This is a genomic window from Corynebacterium sp. HMSC30G07 (assembly GCF_001806945.1).
Lineage (GTDB): Bacteria > Actinomycetota > Actinomycetes > Mycobacteriales > Mycobacteriaceae > Corynebacterium > Corynebacterium riegelii.
Window position 1 is genome coordinate 74,925 of record NZ_KV786449.1, and the last position, 16,863, is coordinate 91,787.

Annotated in this window: 14 protein-coding genes and 1 pseudogene; 4 read left to right on the plus strand and 11 right to left on the minus strand. The window is 63.2% G+C overall.

Annotated features, from left to right (window positions below; all coding sequences use genetic code 11):
• Positions 1-156 precede the first annotated feature (156 nt).
• Positions 157-426, plus strand: a complete 270-nt coding sequence (locus tag HMPREF3104_RS01765; RefSeq protein WP_141738085.1) for a hypothetical protein — start codon at positions 157-159, stop codon at positions 424-426.
• 64 nt (positions 427-490) lie between these two features.
• On the opposite strand, the gene HMPREF3104_RS01770 is transcribed toward HMPREF3104_RS01765, so the two are convergent.
• From HMPREF3104_RS01770 to glmM, 4 genes are all read right to left on the minus strand, one after another.
• Complete coding sequence (locus HMPREF3104_RS01770; protein WP_070493742.1) at positions 491-766, minus strand: hypothetical protein; 276 nt, start codon at positions 764-766, stop codon at positions 491-493.
• A complete protein-coding gene (locus tag HMPREF3104_RS01775) occupies positions 766-2,229 on the minus strand; it encodes a hypothetical protein (protein ID WP_141738086.1) in 1,464 nt (487 codons plus the stop codon). Before HMPREF3104_RS01775 ends, HMPREF3104_RS01770 begins: the two co-directional genes overlap by 1 nt.
• Complete coding sequence (locus HMPREF3104_RS01780; RefSeq protein WP_052205340.1) at positions 2,226-2,540, minus strand: hypothetical protein; 315 nt, start codon at positions 2,538-2,540, stop codon at positions 2,226-2,228. The genes HMPREF3104_RS01775 and HMPREF3104_RS01780 overlap by 4 nt, the downstream gene beginning before the upstream one ends.
• A gap of 170 nt (positions 2,541-2,710) precedes the next feature.
• A complete protein-coding gene (glmM, locus tag HMPREF3104_RS01785) occupies positions 2,711-4,054 on the minus strand; it encodes a phosphoglucosamine mutase (protein WP_070493747.1) in 1,344 nt (447 codons plus the stop codon).
• A 140-nt stretch (positions 4,055-4,194) separates the two neighbouring features.
• Between glmM and HMPREF3104_RS01790 the strand changes: the two genes are divergently transcribed.
• A complete protein-coding gene (locus HMPREF3104_RS01790; protein WP_070493749.1) occupies positions 4,195-5,883 on the plus strand; it encodes an FAD-dependent oxidoreductase in 1,689 nt (562 codons plus the stop codon).
• 90 nt (positions 5,884-5,973) lie between these two features.
• Here the strand turns inward: HMPREF3104_RS01790 and rpsI are convergent, their stop codons facing one another.
• The 6 genes from rpsI to eccCa form a co-directional block, all read right to left on the minus strand.
• Positions 5,974-6,525 carry a 30S ribosomal protein S9 gene (rpsI, locus tag HMPREF3104_RS01795; RefSeq protein ID WP_070493751.1) on the minus strand — a complete coding sequence of 184 codons (552 nt, stop codon included), beginning with the start codon at positions 6,523-6,525 and terminating at the stop codon, positions 5,974-5,976.
• Entirely contained in the window at positions 6,525-6,968 is a 444-nt protein-coding gene (gene rplM / locus HMPREF3104_RS01800) for a 50S ribosomal protein L13 (RefSeq protein WP_052205343.1), read from the minus strand. The genes rpsI and rplM overlap by 1 nt, the downstream gene beginning before the upstream one ends.
• A 358-nt stretch (positions 6,969-7,326) precedes the next feature.
• A complete protein-coding gene (locus HMPREF3104_RS01805; protein WP_052205344.1) occupies positions 7,327-7,611 on the minus strand; it encodes a WXG100 family type VII secretion target in 285 nt (94 codons plus the stop codon).
• Positions 7,612-7,647: 36 nt separating this feature from the next.
• On the minus strand, positions 7,648-7,965 hold the full coding sequence (locus HMPREF3104_RS01810) for a WXG100 family type VII secretion target (protein ID WP_052205345.1): 318 nt from the start codon (positions 7,963-7,965) through the stop codon (positions 7,648-7,650).
• A 180-nt stretch (positions 7,966-8,145) separates the two neighbouring features.
• Positions 8,146-9,117 (minus strand): type VII secretion-associated protein, encoded by a 972-nt coding sequence (locus tag HMPREF3104_RS01815; protein WP_070493753.1) that lies wholly within the window; start codon positions 9,115-9,117, stop codon positions 8,146-8,148.
• Positions 9,114-12,818 (minus strand): type VII secretion protein EccCa, encoded by a 3,705-nt coding sequence (gene eccCa / locus HMPREF3104_RS01820; protein ID WP_070493755.1) that lies wholly within the window; start codon positions 12,816-12,818, stop codon positions 9,114-9,116. The genes HMPREF3104_RS01815 and eccCa overlap by 4 nt, the downstream gene beginning before the upstream one ends.
• Before the next feature lie 227 nt (positions 12,819-13,045).
• Between eccCa and eccD the strand changes: the two genes are divergently transcribed.
• Both eccD and HMPREF3104_RS01830 read left to right on the plus strand, forming a co-directional pair.
• Positions 13,046-14,374 (plus strand): type VII secretion integral membrane protein EccD, encoded by a 1,329-nt coding sequence (gene eccD, locus HMPREF3104_RS01825; RefSeq protein ID WP_070493757.1) that lies wholly within the window; start codon positions 13,046-13,048, stop codon positions 14,372-14,374.
• A 2-nt stretch (positions 14,375-14,376) separates the two neighbouring features.
• Entirely contained in the window at positions 14,377-15,546 is a 1,170-nt protein-coding gene (locus tag HMPREF3104_RS01830) for a S8 family serine peptidase (protein ID WP_070493760.1), read from the plus strand.
• Positions 15,547-15,553: 7 nt separating this feature from the next.
• Here the strand turns inward: HMPREF3104_RS01830 and eccB are convergent.
• A pseudogene (gene eccB, locus HMPREF3104_RS01835) lies at positions 15,554-16,791 on the minus strand (type VII secretion protein EccB).
• Positions 16,792-16,863: the final 72 nt, after the last annotated feature.

Genomic DNA, 16,863 nt, shown 5'->3' on the forward strand with positions numbered 1-16,863 from the left:
TCGCTTTCTACTTGACATAACGTTTATCTGCTAGGAGGGCGGACGGGCTCCTAGCATACAACGCAAAAATGGCCGAAAGTCTGCACATTTCACCTGGGGAAATGGAGGGCGGTTTTCATTGTCTGCTAGGAGTATCCCGCCGTCCACTAGCAGACATTGCAAAAGCCCAGAGCAAGCCGAGCGCGACCTGGGCAAGCCCAGCGCAGCGCAAGCCAAGCCAATGAATATTTCGACGGCCACATGGAAATCCAGTCCCCGCCCCGCAACCAGGCACTGGCCGTCACCATCGACGCCATCACCATCGCTGGTAAGAACAACGTTCCTGTCACCGACACCACCAGCTGGTGTACGGCGGTCGAGAAAAAGGTGGCCGTACCCGGGTCCAGCCTCGTCGAATTCGCCCTGGACGGCCGCCGCCAGCATTAACCGCTGCTGCAGACCTCTTTCACCCGGCTCTCCCGAACCTCCGAGGAAGTACACCTAGCCGGCTTTAGCTGTCTGGCTTTTCGGACTCAGTGCCGGGACCTTCCCGCCGTAGCACCGAACGCACCTGGCCCCGTCTTTGTTTCTCATACAGTTTGCGCGGCAAGGTGTAATCCCCCCGCGGGATATACACAGGGCGCTGCGGATACAGCTCGCGTGCAATTGCATGTTGCTGCGCAGTGACCTCCATTGTGCGCTGTGCGGCCTTGATCGCCGCCTCAAAGTCCTGCAACCGTTTCGCAGTACGACGCTGATATCTTTCAGCAAACTCGGCGAAATCCATTACCACTCACCCACCTTTTTGCTCCCCCAATTTTCGTCCGTGTTTGGCACGTGCGGCTGATTCGGTGCCGGTTTAGGGGCCGAAGTTTCTTGTGGACCCCCCGTGTCCGAGCTGTGTGAAGCAGCCTGTGTGTTCATCATTCCAAGTTTTTCCTGAGGAGGTGTCGGTTCCGGCACATCTGCTAGATGTGGAGGAGGCGTAATTACCCCATCACCCACCGGCGGCTGCGGAGTTGGCGCAGGTGGTGGCGCCGGTGGTGGCGTAGGAGCCGGCTCCGGAGCGGGGGTAGGCGGCGGGGTTGGTTCCGGTGCTGGTGGCGTGCAGCACTGCTCACCACAGACGCAGTGCGCCGATTCGGTCAGTGTTTCAGCGAAGAACTCGATGCAGCCCAGCACCGCAGCAACACCTAGCTGGCCGAGCGGGCCACATGCCACGTTGGCCGGCGCGCACTCGGGCGCGGGCTGTGGCTGGAACTGCGAGGTGACATCACACCCCACCATGTTTGTCAGCGAGCTAGCGGCAGTCTCCAGCCCTTGCCCCAGGTTCACGTTGGTATTGATCCCGCCGTTGAGGGTGAAATCAAACTGCAGGTTCACCGGCAGGTTCACCGGCATATTCACGGAAGCAGGCACAACCTGGGTCAGCCTCTCCAAGGTAGGGATCACCTGCTTGGCTACGTCAGCGACACCGCCCTCCGGAGTTGGCTGTGGTGTAGGCGCCGGTGTCGGTGCTGGTGCCGGTACAGGCGTAGGTGTCGGCTGTGGGCAGGGTTCCGGTTGGGGTGCCGGGTTGGGCGCAGGAGCAGAAGGCGGGCACGCACAATTGCCATACTGCACCGGTGCCTGAGGCTGAGTCTCTGCGGCGGTACAGATATTGTTCGCAATTTCATCCAGGGCGATTTCTACCGTGTTGTTGCAGTCTTGCAAGGTTTCAACCGAGCCGCGCATTGCATTGATCACCAAATCCGCGGCAGCCGGAACGAGATTGCTAAACCCCGCCCTCAGCAGCGTCTTTAGCATCTCTGCGGGTGGCTGGAGAAGCAGCTCCACTCCAACCTTCGTGGACTCCTGCACCGTTTCGATGCAGGAGCAGCACTGCTCAATGCGGGTAGCCACTTCGTCTCGACGAGCAAAGTGTTCCTTCTCTAACTTCACATCAGTACGCTCGCGCTCCGCGATGCCTTCGTTTTCAAACCAGCGCCTGGCAAGCCCAGGCTCCGGCACGAGGCCCGCCTGGGGTGCTAGCGCCAACCCAATGCCGCGCAATGCATCTGCCGCAGCAAGAAACGTGCGCAAATCTTGCCCCTCGGATTTGTTCAGCAGCAGCATCAGATCCGCTGCCAATGACGCTACGTGCGCACGCTGATCAGCACGCACCTGTGGTGAGTTGTCCAACAACCTCACCACGTTTTTGATCTCTCGGCCGAGCGTGAGCAGCACGCTGCCGTTTGTTGCCGTACTCACAGCCCACTCACCCCGCTAAAGGCTCCGGCACCAGACCCATCCTGGTTTTCCACGTCATCCACCAGCGCCAAGATGCTGTTCCACGTGCCCCTGCGGTTATCAAGGTAGGACAGCGTTGTGCCGTGGAGGGTTTCCAGCGCGCTCACAATCCGCGCCCCCTGGACGGCAAACCCCTCGCCGAAGTCAACAGCACGCACGTCTACCTTTTCCCGGTTTAGTTGCGCCGCGGTCTCTTCATACGTTGCCATCGCCGCGCCGAAGCGTGAGCGCAGCTCGTCTGTATCAAGCTCTGGGCCCCAATGTGCCTCCATGCGCAAACCCCCAATCCTGGTATTGAAAAATCCTTCCTCATATTCAGACTGCGAAAAAGGCCCGCTGGTTCCCTGCCCGGCAGAAAAATTTTTCTACACGGGCAATACAGGGATCCGAGCGGACCTACACCTGACTAAAAATGAGGCCCTCGCGGCCAGGATGAGCTGCGCTACACAGCTGCGACTACCGCTGCCAGCGCGCCTGCGACCTTGCGCGCCTGCTCCTCATCGGCAGCTTCCACCATGACGCGGAACAGCTCCTCGGTGCCGGACGGGCGAAGCAGCACGCGGCCGGAGGAACCCAGCTCCGCTTCTGCCTCGCGGATGGCTTCCTGGACCTCGACTGCGTCCATGATCTTGCCCTTGTTAGACACGGGTACGTTGATCAGCACCTGCGGCAGCACCTTCATCACGCTCGCAAGCTCAGCCAGGCTCTTGCCGCTTTCCGCCATGCGTGCCATGAGGCTCAGGCCGGTCAGCGTGCCGTCGCCAGTCGTGGCATGCGCCGGGATGACCAGGTGGCCGGACTGCTCACCACCGAGCGAGTAGTCGCCACGGCCGAGCTCTTCAAGCACATAGCGGTCGCCCACTGCGGTTTCTTTTAGCTCAATGCCCTGCTCCGCCATGGCCAGCTTCAGGCCAAGGTTGCTCATCACCGTGGCCACCAGCGTGTTGTCGTGCAGCGCGTTGCGCTCCTTCATGCCGGTAGCCAGGATCGCCATGATCTGGTCACCGTCCACAATGTTGCCCTCGGCATCCACGGCAAGGCAGCGATCCGCGTCACCATCGTGGGCAAGGCCAATATCGGCGCCGTGCTCCACCACAGCCTCCTGGATCTGCTCCATGTGGGTGGAACCGGAACCGTCATTGATGTTGAAAGCGTTCGGCTTGTTAAAGATGGCAACCACCTCAGCACCCGCGGCCGTGTACGCCTTCGGCGCTACCTGGGAAGCCGCACCGTTGGCACAGTCCACCACAACCTTGATACCGGACAGGTCAGTAGACACAGCCTCCTTCAGGTGCGCCAGGTAGCGCTCTTGGGCATCCGGTGCTTCCTCAATGACGCGGCCGATGCCGGTACCAGTTGGGCCCGTCTCATCCAGCTGCGCCATCGCAGCCTCAATCTCGTCTTCCACATCATCCGGCAGCTTCTTGCCGCCGGCGGAGAAGAACTTGATGCCGTTGTCCGGCATCGGGTTGTGGGACGCCGAGATCATCACGCCAATGTCCGCACCGTAGTCGTCCGTAAGAAACGCCAAACCAGGGGTAGGGATAACGCCGACGCGCAGCACATCCACGCCTTTCGACGCCATGCCGGCGGCCATTGCTGCGGCAAGCATCTCACCGGATACGCGCGGGTCGCGGCCGATCAGCGCGGTTGGGCGGCGGCTCTCAGAGCGACGATCCTTGGTCAGTACGGTTGCGGCCGCTGCCCCCAGTTTCAGTGCCATCGAGGCCGTCAGCGCTTCATTAGCCAGGCCGCGGACACCATCAGTTCCAAAGAGTCGAGTCATGCGTTTCATTATGCACGCCCCCTTCTGCCCCAGGCCCATCATTCGACTGTGTCGCTTCACAGCAGCCGACATCCACGTTGCTTCTTTTCCGTAGAATGGCGGATCAAGGTAACGACTCACACACAGCGAAGGAGAGATCCATGAGTGCTCCCTCAGGTCCCACCGCACGCGATATTGAAGTTGATGTCCTAGTCGTCGGCTCCGGTACCGGTTTGGCTACTGCGCTCTACGCCGATGATCTGGGCTTAGATGTGCTGGTCATTGAGAAAAGCGAATACGTCGGCGGTTCCACCTCTATGTCCGGTGGTGCTTTTTGGGCACCCGGAAACCACGTCTTGCGTCGCGACGGTTTCAACGACACCGTGGAACGTGGACTGGAATACGTCAACGACCTGGTCGGTGACGACGCCCCACGCGAACGCTGGGAAGCGGTAATAAAAGCGGGCCCGGCCGCAATCAAGAAGTTGGACGAGCTGACAGACCTGAACCTGTTTTGGGCAAAAGGCTACTCCGACTACCACCCTGAACGTCCCGGTGGTGCCGCTATCGGCCGTACCTGTGAGGCGAAACCGTTTGATCTGCGAAAGCTTGGGGACGAGCGGGGGCGCTTCCACCCGCCAGCCATCGAAGCCCCATTCCCCATGCCGGCAACCGGCGCGAACTATAAGTACCTCAACCTGATTACCAAGCTGCCCGTAAAGGCCCTGCCGCAAGCCGCGTGGCGCACCATCCAAGGCATCGGCGGTCTGGTCATCGGGCGTGAATATGTGGCAACCGGCCAGGCAACGGCAGGTGGCTTGTTCCACGGTTGTGTAAAGCGCAACATCCCTATCTGGACCCGCACCCCAATGACTGGGCTGTTGCAGGACGACGCAGGCCGCGTCACAGGTGTGACAGCCTCCCAAGATGGCAAGGACGTCACCATCCGAGCTCGCAGAGGCGTGGTGCTTGCCGGCGGCGGGTTTGAACACAACATGGATTGGCGTCAGCGGTTCCAGTCCCCCACGCTGAGAAAGGACATGACGCTAGGAAATGACGCCAACTTTGGTGACCTAATCTCCATCGCCGTAGACCAGGCCGATGCGGAGACCAGCTTCATGGATCAGGCGTGGTGGTTCCCGTCGCTCGCCCCGGTAGAGGCCGACGGTGGGCCGAAGATCATGCTTGCAGAGCGTTCCCTGCCGGGCTCCTTCATGGTGGATGAGCACGGCACGCGTTTTATTAACGAGTCCATTGATTACATGACCTTCGGCCAGCGCACCTTGGCGCTGCGCGAGGAGGGCCGCGCCAACGATCTCTGGCTGATTTTTGATAAGGCGTATAAGGATTCCTACCTGTTTGCCTCGGAGATCTTCCCGCGGATGCCGTTCCCGCAGGAGTGGTACGACGCTGGTGTGATTGTTGAGGCAGATACCCCGGAGGAGCTCGCCACCAAGGTTGGGCTGCCCGTCGATGATTTTGTGCAGCAAATGCAGTCCTTTAACGCGGACGCCCAGGCGGGTGTAGATACCCAGTTCTGGCGCGGCGATTCGCTGTATGACAACTACTACGGCGACCCGACGAACGTTCCGAACAACAACCTGCGCCCACTCAGCGGCAAGCTGTATGCGGCACGTATGGTGCTGTCAGATCTGGGTACCTGCGGCGGCCTTTCCACGAATGAGAACGCAACCGTGTTGCGTAACGACGGCTCTCCCGTACCCGGCCTCTACGCCCAGGGCAACACGGCCGCGAACGTCTTCGGCACCGTCTACCCAGGTGCCGGCGCAACCATCGGCCAAGGTTTGGTGACAGGCTGGATCATTGCCAACCACGCCAAAAGTGCCTAGGCAGGCAGGGTAAGTATAGGCAAAGCAAAAACGCCGCCACCCAGGAAACGGGTTGCGGCGTTTTGTACGTACTGCAGTAAGTGCCAGCGATTAACGCTTGGAGTACTGCGGTGCGCGACGTGCCTTGTGCAGACCAGCCTTCTTGCGCTCCACTGCACGAGCGTCACGGGTGAGCAGGCCAGCCTTCTTCAGGGTGGTGCGCTCAGCCGGGTTGTAGATGTTCAGTGCGCGGGCGATAGCCAGGCGCAGAGCACCGGACTGGCCGGTCGGGCCGCCACCGGAGATGTTGGCCTTGATGTCGAACTGGCCCTCGCGCTCCAGCAGCGTCAACGGCTGCAGGATGTCCTGCTGGTGCAGCTTGTTCGGGAAGTAGTCCTCGAACTCGCGGCCGTTAACGGTGATCTTGCCTTCGCCCTCGACCACGGTGACGCGAGCGATTGCACGCTTACGGCGACCAACGGTCTGGATCGGGCCTTCGTGCAGCTGCACCGGCTCAACTGCCTCGGCTGCCTCGTCCTGCTCAGGAGCGATAGCGTCGGCGATGGTGTAGTTGAACTCCTCGGTTGCAGCGGTAGCAGCGTCGATGTCGGTGTCGAGCGCCTCAGCTGCGGTTTCCTCGGTGTAGTTGTTCTGCTCGGTCATTACTGTGCCACCTGCTTAAACTCGTAGGTTTCCGGCTTCTGAGCAGCGTACGGGTGCTCTTCGCCGACGAAGACGTGAAGCTTCTTGATGGACTGACGGGAAAGCTTGTTGTGCGGCATCATGCCCTTCACAGCTTCCTCGATCACGCGGTCCGGACGCTCGTCCAGTGCGCGGCCGAGGGTCATGGACTTCAGACCACCCGGGTAGCCGGAGTGGCGGTAGCGCATCTCACGATCGCGCTTGTTGGACGAGATGTGGATCTTGTCAGCGTTGATCACAATGACGTGGTCACCAGTGTCAACGTTCGGTGCGTACTGCGGCTTGTGCTTACCGCGCAGGATGTCTGCAACGGTGGAAGCGAGCTTGCCCAGCACCACGTCGGTAGCGTCGATGACGTACCACTTACGGGTAATGTCACCGCTCTTCGGGTGGTAAGTAGACATGCATGACTCCTTAAAGTCTGTCTAGATGGCTGCCGGCCAAATCTGTTCAAACATGTGCATCTTGCTTATCGACGGCGGCCGGTGGAGACCCGACGACAACCACGCACAACACCCACACATGGGTGCCTGCACGACACACAGGTGGATAACCTTACGTCACCCGAGGTTCATCCACCAAAACCCCAAAGAATCTAAAAGAGCAGCGCCCCGCCCACCAGCCGAACCGGAGTTCATGAACGTTATGGCTAGTGTGCGAGGCGCCGCCTCCCCCATATTCTGTTGTATCCCCCTTCCCCCGTTCCCCTTGCATCCACGGCCCCCATCGCCCGTGCACCAAGGGGAAGTCTGTATTTGGTGTTTAGCCCCAGCTGTTGGCTGCTGCGTTGTTGACGGCCATCATCTGGTTATTGCCCTCATCCACAGTCTCAGCGATCTGGTTGAGGATGCGGTTGAGGTCCTCAGCGGCCTGGTCCCACTTGGCCTGGTGCGCGTAGTAGGCATCGCGGGCCTCACCCTCCCAGGTGTCCGTCATCGGCTTGATGATGTCTTTGAGGTCCCCCAGCTGGCCATTGATGCGCTGTGCGGAGGAGCGGATGTCCTGCGCGGTGTTGGAGATCTGGGCGAAGTTGTACTTGATCTGCATGATGAAAGTCCTTCTCTACTCGTTTGCTCTGCTTGGTTACAGCGCCAGACCCGGGGTGGCGGCGATGCGGTCGATGTTGTCGGTGGTGGTTACGTCCGTGTTCTCGAAGTTCTTTGCGTTGTCACGGATGTTGTTGGAGATGTCGCTGAGTGCCTCCGTCAATCGACGCTGGGCATCGTCGTAACGAACCATCAACTGGTCGAAGCTCTGCTGCGCGCGGCCCTCCCAGGAGCTGCGGACGGACTGCGCCACATCCTGGATGCGGTCGATTTCACGGTTGACATCTGCGTTGACGTTGTCCGCGTGGTCCGCGGTGGAGCGCATGACGTCGGCTTCGGTCTTGAATTGGCTCATGGTGGTTTCCCCCTTGTAGGTGTTAGGTGAGAACAGCCGGTATGCGATGAACTGTTCACTTATTTGGACTGGCTAAACGGCCTTCAGGTTCCATCGTTTTGCAAAAAACTTTTTGGAAATCCCGTGACCTGCTGAAACTGTGTAAAAATTTTTTGGAACTCGCCCTGTTTTGGCCTGGTTTTAGCCCGCTGCGGGCGGTGAGAATTCGGCGGAGTCGAATGCCATGCGGCACGTTGCTTGCTGCACGGTGGTCGGCGCGGTGCGAGTGTGGCAGGCCACGAAGATTTGGTAGTTGTCGTGCGGCCAGGTCTTCCACAGCACCTCGGATCCGTCGCCGGGAAATTCGAGGTAGGTCAGCGAGTGGCCATCCGTATCCACAAGCTGCGTTTCCGGGTCCGCTTCAATGTCACGCAAGACCTGCTCAGCCATGGTGTGCGCGGGCAGGTTGTACAGCTGCTCGACCGCCATGTGCAGGCGGAAATCTGGATCCAGGCCGGTGGCGCGCCACGTGTCCTCATCCTCAGCGAGGGTAAAGCCGGCGGGCAACTCCACTCGCAGCCCGTCTTGTTCCAGCACAACTGTTTGTGGCTCAACAGGCTGGGCAGGCTCCGTCGTGGTCACCTCGCTCGTGGTCACCACGGTTGTAGCCGGCACCGGCTCCGCCTGGGCGCTCGCTGGCGGGGAGTTCCAGGCACGCATTGCCCACACCGCACCGAACCCCACCAGCACTACGACTGCCGCCAGCGCCGCACCCAGCAAGTACAGCGGCCACTGGCTGCGCTCTGCAAGCGGCTCTTCCGGCTCATCTACCAGCCAGTTTTGTTCCCAGTCCTCTTCCACCCCAAAGGGCTCGTGGGGCTCTTTGGGCTCTTGCTTATCGACGTCCACGCTAACCCCCACCAACTCCTCCAAGGTCAACACCACGTCATAGTCCGCAAACGCCGCCTCCAAGCGCGCTAAGCGTTCGGCGGACGCGGTGATGTGCACGGGCGCGCCTTCTGGAAACGGCCCGAGGACGTTTTTGGCGTAGGCGACAATTTCGTGTTCCGACGGTGCGTCGAAACGGTGCAGGTTCGCCGCCCCGGTAAACACGGTCGATCCGTCCGTTACCGTGATGCGCAGTTTTGGCTGCTGCTGGCTGAGCTGATTCATAGGTCCTCCCCCTCTTCATATGGTGCGGCAACCTGGATGGCGCCGACTGTTGATCCCAGTTGCACAAGCGTTGCGCGCCCCGGCGCAAGCGGGCCGGGACGAACCCCGAAGACGCTGCCCTCATCGCGCGTGCCGTCCATGACCAGCGCGTCCGGGTGGATGTCTTTAACCGCGCCCAAAAACCCGCCGAAGAGCGCGCGCGAGATCCCGCTTAGCTTCCTGGCACAGATCACGTGCAGGCCGATGTCGCGGGCGTGCGGGATGTACTCGGCGAGGTCCCGCAGCACAGCGTCGTTGACCAGGTCTAAGTCATCGATCACCAGGTACAGCTCTGGCCCCTGCCACCAGGAGCGCGCCGCCAGCTCAGAGGGCGAAATGTCTGGCCCCGGCAGGCGCGAGGACAACGTGTGGCACAGCGCCTTGACCGCGTCATCGATAGAGGTTGATGACGCCCCGTAAGCGGCGATCATGTCGTCGCTGGCGCGCCCCAGGTGTGCCCGGCGCGGGTCCAGGATCACCATGCGCGCCTCTTCGCGTGGCAGTGCCTCGATGGCGCGGATGGCGGTGGCGATGAACGTGGATTTTCCACACCCTGCCCCGCCGGTTGCAACCACGTGGCCGGAGGCGCACCACACCGGTTCCAGGCGTGGGCCGCCAACGCCGAGTGGGATGGGGGTGGTTGGGGGCGACGGCGGGGCGTCGATAAGCACAAGCCCATTGACGTGGGTAGGAAGCACCTTGAGTTTTGGCACGCGCGGCTGTGTGGCGGTGACCTGGGCGATGTGGGCGAGGTCTTCCGCGGTGGTGCGGGCGATCAACATGACCTTGCCCGCTGGGGTGACGCCGATGCCGGGGCGGTTTGGCAGGGTGGTTTGGACCTTGCGGTCAATCAGCGAGTCCATCGGCTCGGTGAGTTTCATCTCCCAGCGGGTGGCCACTAGGTCGCGGACGCCGGAGCGGACCGCGCTCCAGCGCTGGGTTGTCAGCACCAGGTGGATGCCGGTGGCCGGGCCTTCAGAGGCGATGCGGGTGAGCGGATCGCGCAGGTCTTCGAGTTTGGAGTCGGTGGCAAGGAGGGTGTGCCAGCCGTCCACGAGCAGGACCGTGTGGCGGGTCGGTTGTTGCTGGTGCTCGGCCTCAGCATCGATCACGCCGAGCAACTCATCGACGATGCGGCGCACCTTCTCCTCATCACCACGCGTGGCGGTGCCCGCAACGTGCGGCAGCACCTCTAGGTCTGACAACCCGCCGCTGCCAGCATCGATAGCGTAGATCGCCACCTGGTCCGTGGTGTGCGTCAGCGCAAGCGACGCCGCCAGGGTTTTGAGCGCTTCCGACTTGCCGGTCTGCGGCGCACCCGCCAACGCCACGTGCCCACCCGAAGCACTTAAATCCAGCAGCAAGGTGTCCTGGCGCTGGTGATAGGGCTCATCCACCAGGCCCATCGGCACCTGTAGCGCGCCAAAGTTGTGTTCACCGGGACGCAGCGCGGAAAGCTCCAACTGCGCCGGCAAGGGCGGCAACCACACCTGGTGTGCCCGCATGCCCGCCTCCTCGGCGAACCTGCGGGTGGTTTCCACCACCGCATCCACCACCGTTGTAGAGGTGTCAGTCTCCGTGACCGTCTCCGGCTTTGGTGGGTTATCCAGCGCCTCCTGCTCGGCATCCCAGGCGTGGAACGGCCTCACCACGACCGGCCCTACCGGCGCGTGTGTAACCACGCTGCGGGTGACCGGCCCTGAGACGTAGGCCGCGCGAAAACGCGTCAGCTGAGGCGCACCGGCCTTGAGGTATCCCGAACCGGGCTCACCGGGCAGCTCGTAGGCGTCCGGCACACCGAGCACCTGGCGCGACTCGGCGGCAGAAAACGTCTTCAAGCCGATGCGGTAGGACAGGTGGCTATCCAGCCCGCGCAGCTTGCCCTCTTCCAGGCGCTGCGAGGCCAACAGCAAATGCACCCCAAGCGAGCGCCCCAACCTGCCGATAGCCACAAACAGATCCGCAAAGTGCGGGTGTTGGGTCAGCAGCTCCGAGAACTCATCGACAACCACAACCAGTGCCGGGAGCGGCTCCAAGTTGGCGCCGCGGGCTGTACCCGCGAGCCGCTCCGCGGTGTAGTCCGTGATGTTGGCAAAGTTGCCAGCCTTGCGCAGCAGCTCTTGGCGGCGATGCATCTCACCCGACAGCGCGTCATACATACGCTCCACCAGCACCGCCTCATCCTCCAAGTTGGTGATCACGGCGCTGGTGTGCGGCAAGCCCTCACAGCCAAGGAAGGTCGCGCCACCCTTAAAATCCACCAGGACCAGGTTCAGCTCATCCGGCGAGTGGGTGGCAGCAAGGGCAACAACGAGGGTCCGCAACAATTCCGACTTTCCACTGCCTGTTGCCCCAATGCACAGACCATGCGGCCCGGATCCACCGTGGGCGGCCTCCTTCAAATCCAGAAACACTGCCTGGCCGTCCGGGGTCGCACCGATCGGCACCGTCAGGCGCTGGCGCGTGCCCTCGCGGCCCGGCCACATGGACTCCATGTCCGCCGAATCCAGCCGGTCCAACCCCAACATGGACAACACGTCCGCCCCACCGGAGCCTGCGGATTCCTCCGGGCGACGATAAAACGCGAGCAAGCGGGCAAGGTGCTGCGCTTCCACATCACGGAAGTCATCCGGCACGCCAAGCGGCTCCGCACCGGTTGCTGTGTGCGCCGTGATCGTGTCCGCGCACACCAGGTGCAGAGCGTCTTCGTCCACGAAGTAGTCCGGGTCCGGGTGGATGGTGATCACGCAGTCGCTCTCGTGCGCTGCCATGGCTGCGGCCGCGGCGGAGCCTGTGTGGAGGGCGCTAGTGGGGGTTAGCGTGGCGTCGACAAGCGAAATGCGCCACTGCGCCTGCTCTGGCCTGCGGACGTGCGGTAACCACTTTGACCAGGAAAACGGCGCACGCAAGGCGTCAATGCCCACCAGCTCCGGGCCGTGGAAAAACGCCAGCTGGCACACAATGGAGGCCGCCACCTCCGCCGCGCGCGGACCCGCCAACGTGACTGCCGGAAACGCCGCCAGCTGCACCACAATCGGCATCTGGTGCACCGCGCTGACCGCAGCCACCGTGCGCCGCAGGCTCACCGCGCACACCGGGTCCAGATCTTCCGGCGAGCCCGGATCATCCACCTCCACCGGGGTGGCCAACGCCGTCGCGCCCGTACCCAGCCGGACCTGGAGGGCCTGTGGGTGCGTGTCACCTCGCTCCCACACCCGCTCCGAGGCAACTCCCGTAGCCAACTCGCCCGGCGCGGGGTGTACGAACGTGGAGTGTTCGCGCTGCTTCACGGCGTTAGTGCGGGCGCGACCCACCAGTGCATCTAAGTGACGCAGGTAGACGCGCCGGGTCTCATCGATGTCGCCTTTGCCCTCGGTGGGGTTGAACATGGCGACCATGCCAATCAACATCATTAAAGGAAAGACCAGCATCATCGGGCTCATCTGGCGCCCCGAGGCCACCATCAGCCCCATCACGGCAGCGATTGCCACCACCATCACCACCGGGATGAGCACCCGGATCAGCGGCAGCGGCTGATCTTTCTGGGCCGCAGGCACGGCCTCAGCGTTGAGCGCCCCCTGCGGCATCGGTGGTGGCTGCTGCTCCGGCATCAGCACACCGTGGGTGGGTGCAAGAACTGGGTTGCGGTCGCGGCCAAGCATTCTGCCTGTTTCCCCCTTTGTCACAGTGCCAGCAGGCGCCGATTCCCCCAGAACCGGACCCCCAAACCTGCAGGCCTTGGTGGAAGTATAAACCCAATGTGCGGCCTGCACGCATGTTTTTTAAGAATTTTGCTAGACACAGCTTCTGCGCTGGTGCATACTGATGGCCAGCTGCGCGGCTTAAAAAAGGGGGTCCGCGCAAACACTTACTTTGGGGGGATAGAACCATGGTTGCTACATCGGCGCACCACGTTGTGCGTGTCACGGTGCGGGTTTCGGTAGCGTCAACTCACCGCGACATCGATGTCACACTGCCTACCGCATCCACGCTGGCAGAGGTGCTGCCGGAGCTTGCGCGCATGATCGACATTCCGCAGGTACACCGTCCGTGGGAGGCCACTACCGTCGCAGGTGCCCCGCTGGACATGCACACACCACTGCATAAGCTTCGGCTTTTCGACGGCTCCGTGATCACCTTCCACCCCATCGAACCGCCCTCCGCCCCTGTGGTTCGCGACGCCGCCGAGTCACTGAGCGCTGCCGCCGAAGGTACTGGCGAGGCGCGCGGGTTAGATGTGCTCGCAGGCGTTGTCGGCGCGGTGGGCATTGCCGGGATTGCCAGCCGCTTTGCTTCGCTGCCCGTCGCCTTGGCGGCATGCGCGATGGTGGTGTTGGTAGTGGCGGCAGTGTCGCGCTCACGCGTGCTGTACGGCTTCGTGCCTGCGATCACCGCGCTTGCGGTAGGTGCGTTTGTTGCTGGACCGCGCGCCACCTGGATGGGGCCAGGAGATCTGGCGGTGGCAGCGATGAGCGGGGCGTTCGCCGCACTGACCACCATGGCGGCGGGTGCCGTAGTGCGCCTCGTTGGGCCGGCGCTTGCCGCCGCCTACTGCACCGCCGCGGTGGTGGTCAGCGTCACCGCCTTGGGTGCGTGGCTGCCCGACCGGGACGCCCCGGCAGCTTTGGCCGTACTCGCGGGACTAGTCACCGTCATGGCTATCCCCGGCGTGGCCAGCCGCGCAGCAGGCTTGCAAATCCCGCGCATCCCCACAGCCGGCGAGGAATTCACCGGCTCTGACGGCTACCAGCTGGATGTAGACGCTCGCAGCGCCAACGCGATCGCGATTGCGGACGCCATGGCGATTGCCGTTGCCATCTGCACCATCCCCGCTTTTGCTGTGATCAGCTGGCATGCGGACGGCCGCGTTGGATGGGTCTCGGCGTTTGCGTTGACCGCCGCGGGCGCTATGGGGCTGCACGCCACCCGCCACCACTACCCGGCGTCCCGAGTGGCGTTAACGCTGACCACCCTGGCCGCACTCTGCGCATTATTTGGCGCCGTCATCGTGGCTCAGGACCCACACCCCGTGCTGATCGTGCTGGCGGTACTGCTTCTGCTTGGCATCAGCACCACCCCACTGTGGGCGCCACACCTACCCACACTGGAGCCGACCACGGTGGTGTGGTTCGAACGCGCCGAGGCCGCCGCCATCATGGCAGTGATCCCGCTTGCGGTGCAGCTCACCGGCCTCTTCGGACTGATCCGGGGGCTCTAAGGATGCGCACTCGACGTGTTATTCGTGCGGGTGTCCTTGCCACGGCGCTGGCTGCTTTGGCAACACCTGTGCCAGCGTTTGCCCCCGTTGCCACCGCCCAGGATTACGCCTGCGCCGTGCCCGCCCATCTACCGGCAGACATGCCGGTTCCCGCACCGGGACCAGAACGTCATGCGCTGCACCGCTTCGCCACCGGCGCCGGCGTCCGCGTAGCGGTCATTGATACGGGCGTGGCCCATCATCCGGAGCTAGACCAGCTCATTGCCGGCCGCGACTTTGTCGATGCGGGCGCGCCAAACCCGTTTGCGGACTGTGACAGCCACGGCACCATCGTGGCCGGCATCATCGCTGGCACCAGCCGCGGCATCGCTCCCCACGCAGAGATCATCAGCATCCGGCAAACCTCCGCCCACTACCGCAACCGCGCCGGCGACGCCGAGCTTGCCGAATACGCAGGCACCCTGGAAACCCTCGCCGCCGCCATCCACAACGCGCTCGACGAGCACGCACGCGTGATCAACATCTCTGTTGTCTCGTGCCTGCCACCGGAGGTAGCCCAGCTTGTAGATATGGCGCCGATTAACAACGCCTTGATGCGCGCCGAACACTCCGGCGCCGTCGTCATAGCAGCAGCCGGCAACACCACCGAAGCCTGCGAGCAGGGCTTCAGCGTCATCCCCGCCCACTCCCCAACCGTGATTGCCGTAGGCGCCCGCGCGACCAACCACGCGCTTGCGGACTACTCCATTACCGTGCCCGGCCCGTTCGTCTCCGCCGACGGCACCGTGTCCTACGCGCTTGCCTCCGACGGTGCGGGCTGGGCCACCGGCACCGTCGCCGGCCGCGACCGCATCTCCCAGTACGTGGGCACCAGCTTCGCCGCACCAAGAGTTGCCGGCGCAGTTGCCCTGCTGCTGCAGCGCTACCCGTACTTGAGCCCACACCAGGTGCGCGAGTTGGTGTTCGCCGCCGCCGAACCCGGCGACGGCGCGATCGACCCGCTGCGTGTTATCTCCCAGCTGCCACCCGAGGTACTTGAGGAGCAAGACCCGTTGGTCATCACCCCGGCAGCGAAGGAACGTTCCTCAGCGCCCGGGCGCGGGCTCATCGCGTTGGCCGCCGCGCTGCTGCTCGCAGGCGTAACCACGGTCGCGCGCAGCCTCCGGCGTTAGTACCGGCCTAGTAGGTGGCCGTCAGCGCGGCTTCCCGCGTCAACGCCTCGCCTTCCGGAAGCAGGGCGAGCAGCCCCCACGGCACGGTGTCGATGCGCGCCACGCCGACGGTCTCCAAGGTCAGGGCCTCGGCGGCCGCATGCCGCAGCCCATTCGCAGAGACCACGTGAAACCCGAAGCCGGAGTCCACCCCCACTGATCCCGCGTGAAGGCCCGCGAAGTGTGTCGCCACCGCGGTGCCGGAAAGCTGCACCGCCCCGCGCAGCGCCTCCTCGTAGGAAACGGCACCGGCGCCGCCAACTTCATCCACGCACACGGCGCGCCGCGCGGGATCCACCCACATCGGGATCTGCTCCGGCAGCCGCAGGTCAAAGGCTGGCTCCAGGTCCGGGTATGAGGCGAGTTGGGGTTGGGTGATGTGGGTGGGGTTCACGCCGGCGTCGATAAGCAAAAGCTCCTGGAGGCGAGTGATTGGCTGCACCGCACCATTGACAAGCAGCCAGGCGCCGGCCGGGGTGCGCACGATCTGCGGCGCAGGGTGCGGCAGCACATATGGTGGCAGCTCTTTGAGTGCGGTGATAAGCGACGGCGGCGGCGACCAACGCGGCGTGGTCGCACTGATGCCCAGGCCGCGGCGGATGATGCGGCCCTCCGGGGTGGTTGGCGGCGGCAACTGTGTGCGGCCCGCCGCGGTAACCACCCACTCGCGGTTATCCGCCACCGCCAGCACCGCCTCCGAGGGCAGCAGCGCCTCCGGCGCTTGATCGGCGCGCACCACCACATCCGTACCTGCCTGGCACACGGACCAGAACTCATCCTCCGAATCCGCGGGCGCAAACACTGCAGGCGCGGACACGATCCCCACCGGAACGCCCTTACGAAGCTGCCCCAACGCCTGATCCCCCACCCGCGCCGGCTGCGCGGCAGAGCCCGCAATCAGGCGTGCGGACGCGAGATTGGTCACCGGGTGTGCGACGCCATCCACCTGCACGAACAGGGACCCGTCGCTGGCACGCAGAATCGGCGCCTCGCCCGGGTCCGGGTTTGGACGCATCCACGCAAACAACCCCATCACCCCTGAAACCAACAACACCGCCACCATGCAAACACCATGGCGCGGCGCCTGGATAACAGCGGATCGTGGATCATGCGGACGTCACCAAAAACGATGCCGTGTTCAACACGCCTGCGCATGAAGCGGTGGCCAGAAACCTGCGTTTTGGTGGTTGGCAACAGTTTTGCCATAGTTTTTACCCTTCCCCCGATTTCCCCCAATTGCAATATCGCAATCGCAGTAAGCGCTCATCCTACCTTGGA

Coding starts and splice junctions, on each gene's coding strand:
- eccCa (WP_070493755.1), bottom strand. CDS start 12,818: ATGCTTGGCCGCGACCGCAACCCAGTTCTTGCACCCACCCACGGTGTG.
- rpsI (WP_070493751.1), bottom strand. CDS start 6,525: ATGACCGAGCAGAACAACTACACCGAGGAAACCGCAGCTGAGGCGCTC.
- HMPREF3104_RS01810 (WP_052205345.1), bottom strand. CDS start 7,965: ATGAGCCAATTCAAGACCGAAGCCGACGTCATGCGCTCCACCGCGGAC.
- rplM (WP_052205343.1), bottom strand. CDS start 6,968: ATGTCTACTTACCACCCGAAGAGCGGTGACATTACCCGTAAGTGGTAC.
- HMPREF3104_RS01815 (WP_070493753.1), bottom strand. CDS start 9,117: ATGAATCAGCTCAGCCAGCAGCAGCCAAAACTGCGCATCACGGTAACG.
- HMPREF3104_RS01805 (WP_052205344.1), bottom strand. CDS start 7,611: ATGCAGATCAAGTACAACTTCGCCCAGATCTCCAACACCGCGCAGGAC.
- HMPREF3104_RS01780 (WP_052205340.1), bottom strand. CDS start 2,540: ATGGAGGCACATTGGGGCCCAGAGCTTGATACAGACGAGCTGCGCTCA.
- HMPREF3104_RS01770 (WP_070493742.1), bottom strand. CDS start 766: ATGGATTTCGCCGAGTTTGCTGAAAGATATCAGCGTCGTACTGCGAAA.
- HMPREF3104_RS01830 (WP_070493760.1), top strand. CDS start 14,377: ATGCGCACTCGACGTGTTATTCGTGCGGGTGTCCTTGCCACGGCGCTG.
- HMPREF3104_RS01790 (WP_070493749.1), top strand. CDS start 4,195: ATGAGTGCTCCCTCAGGTCCCACCGCACGCGATATTGAAGTTGATGTC.
- glmM (WP_070493747.1), bottom strand. CDS start 4,054: ATGACTCGACTCTTTGGAACTGATGGTGTCCGCGGCCTGGCTAATGAA.
- eccD (WP_070493757.1), top strand. CDS start 13,046: ATGGTTGCTACATCGGCGCACCACGTTGTGCGTGTCACGGTGCGGGTT.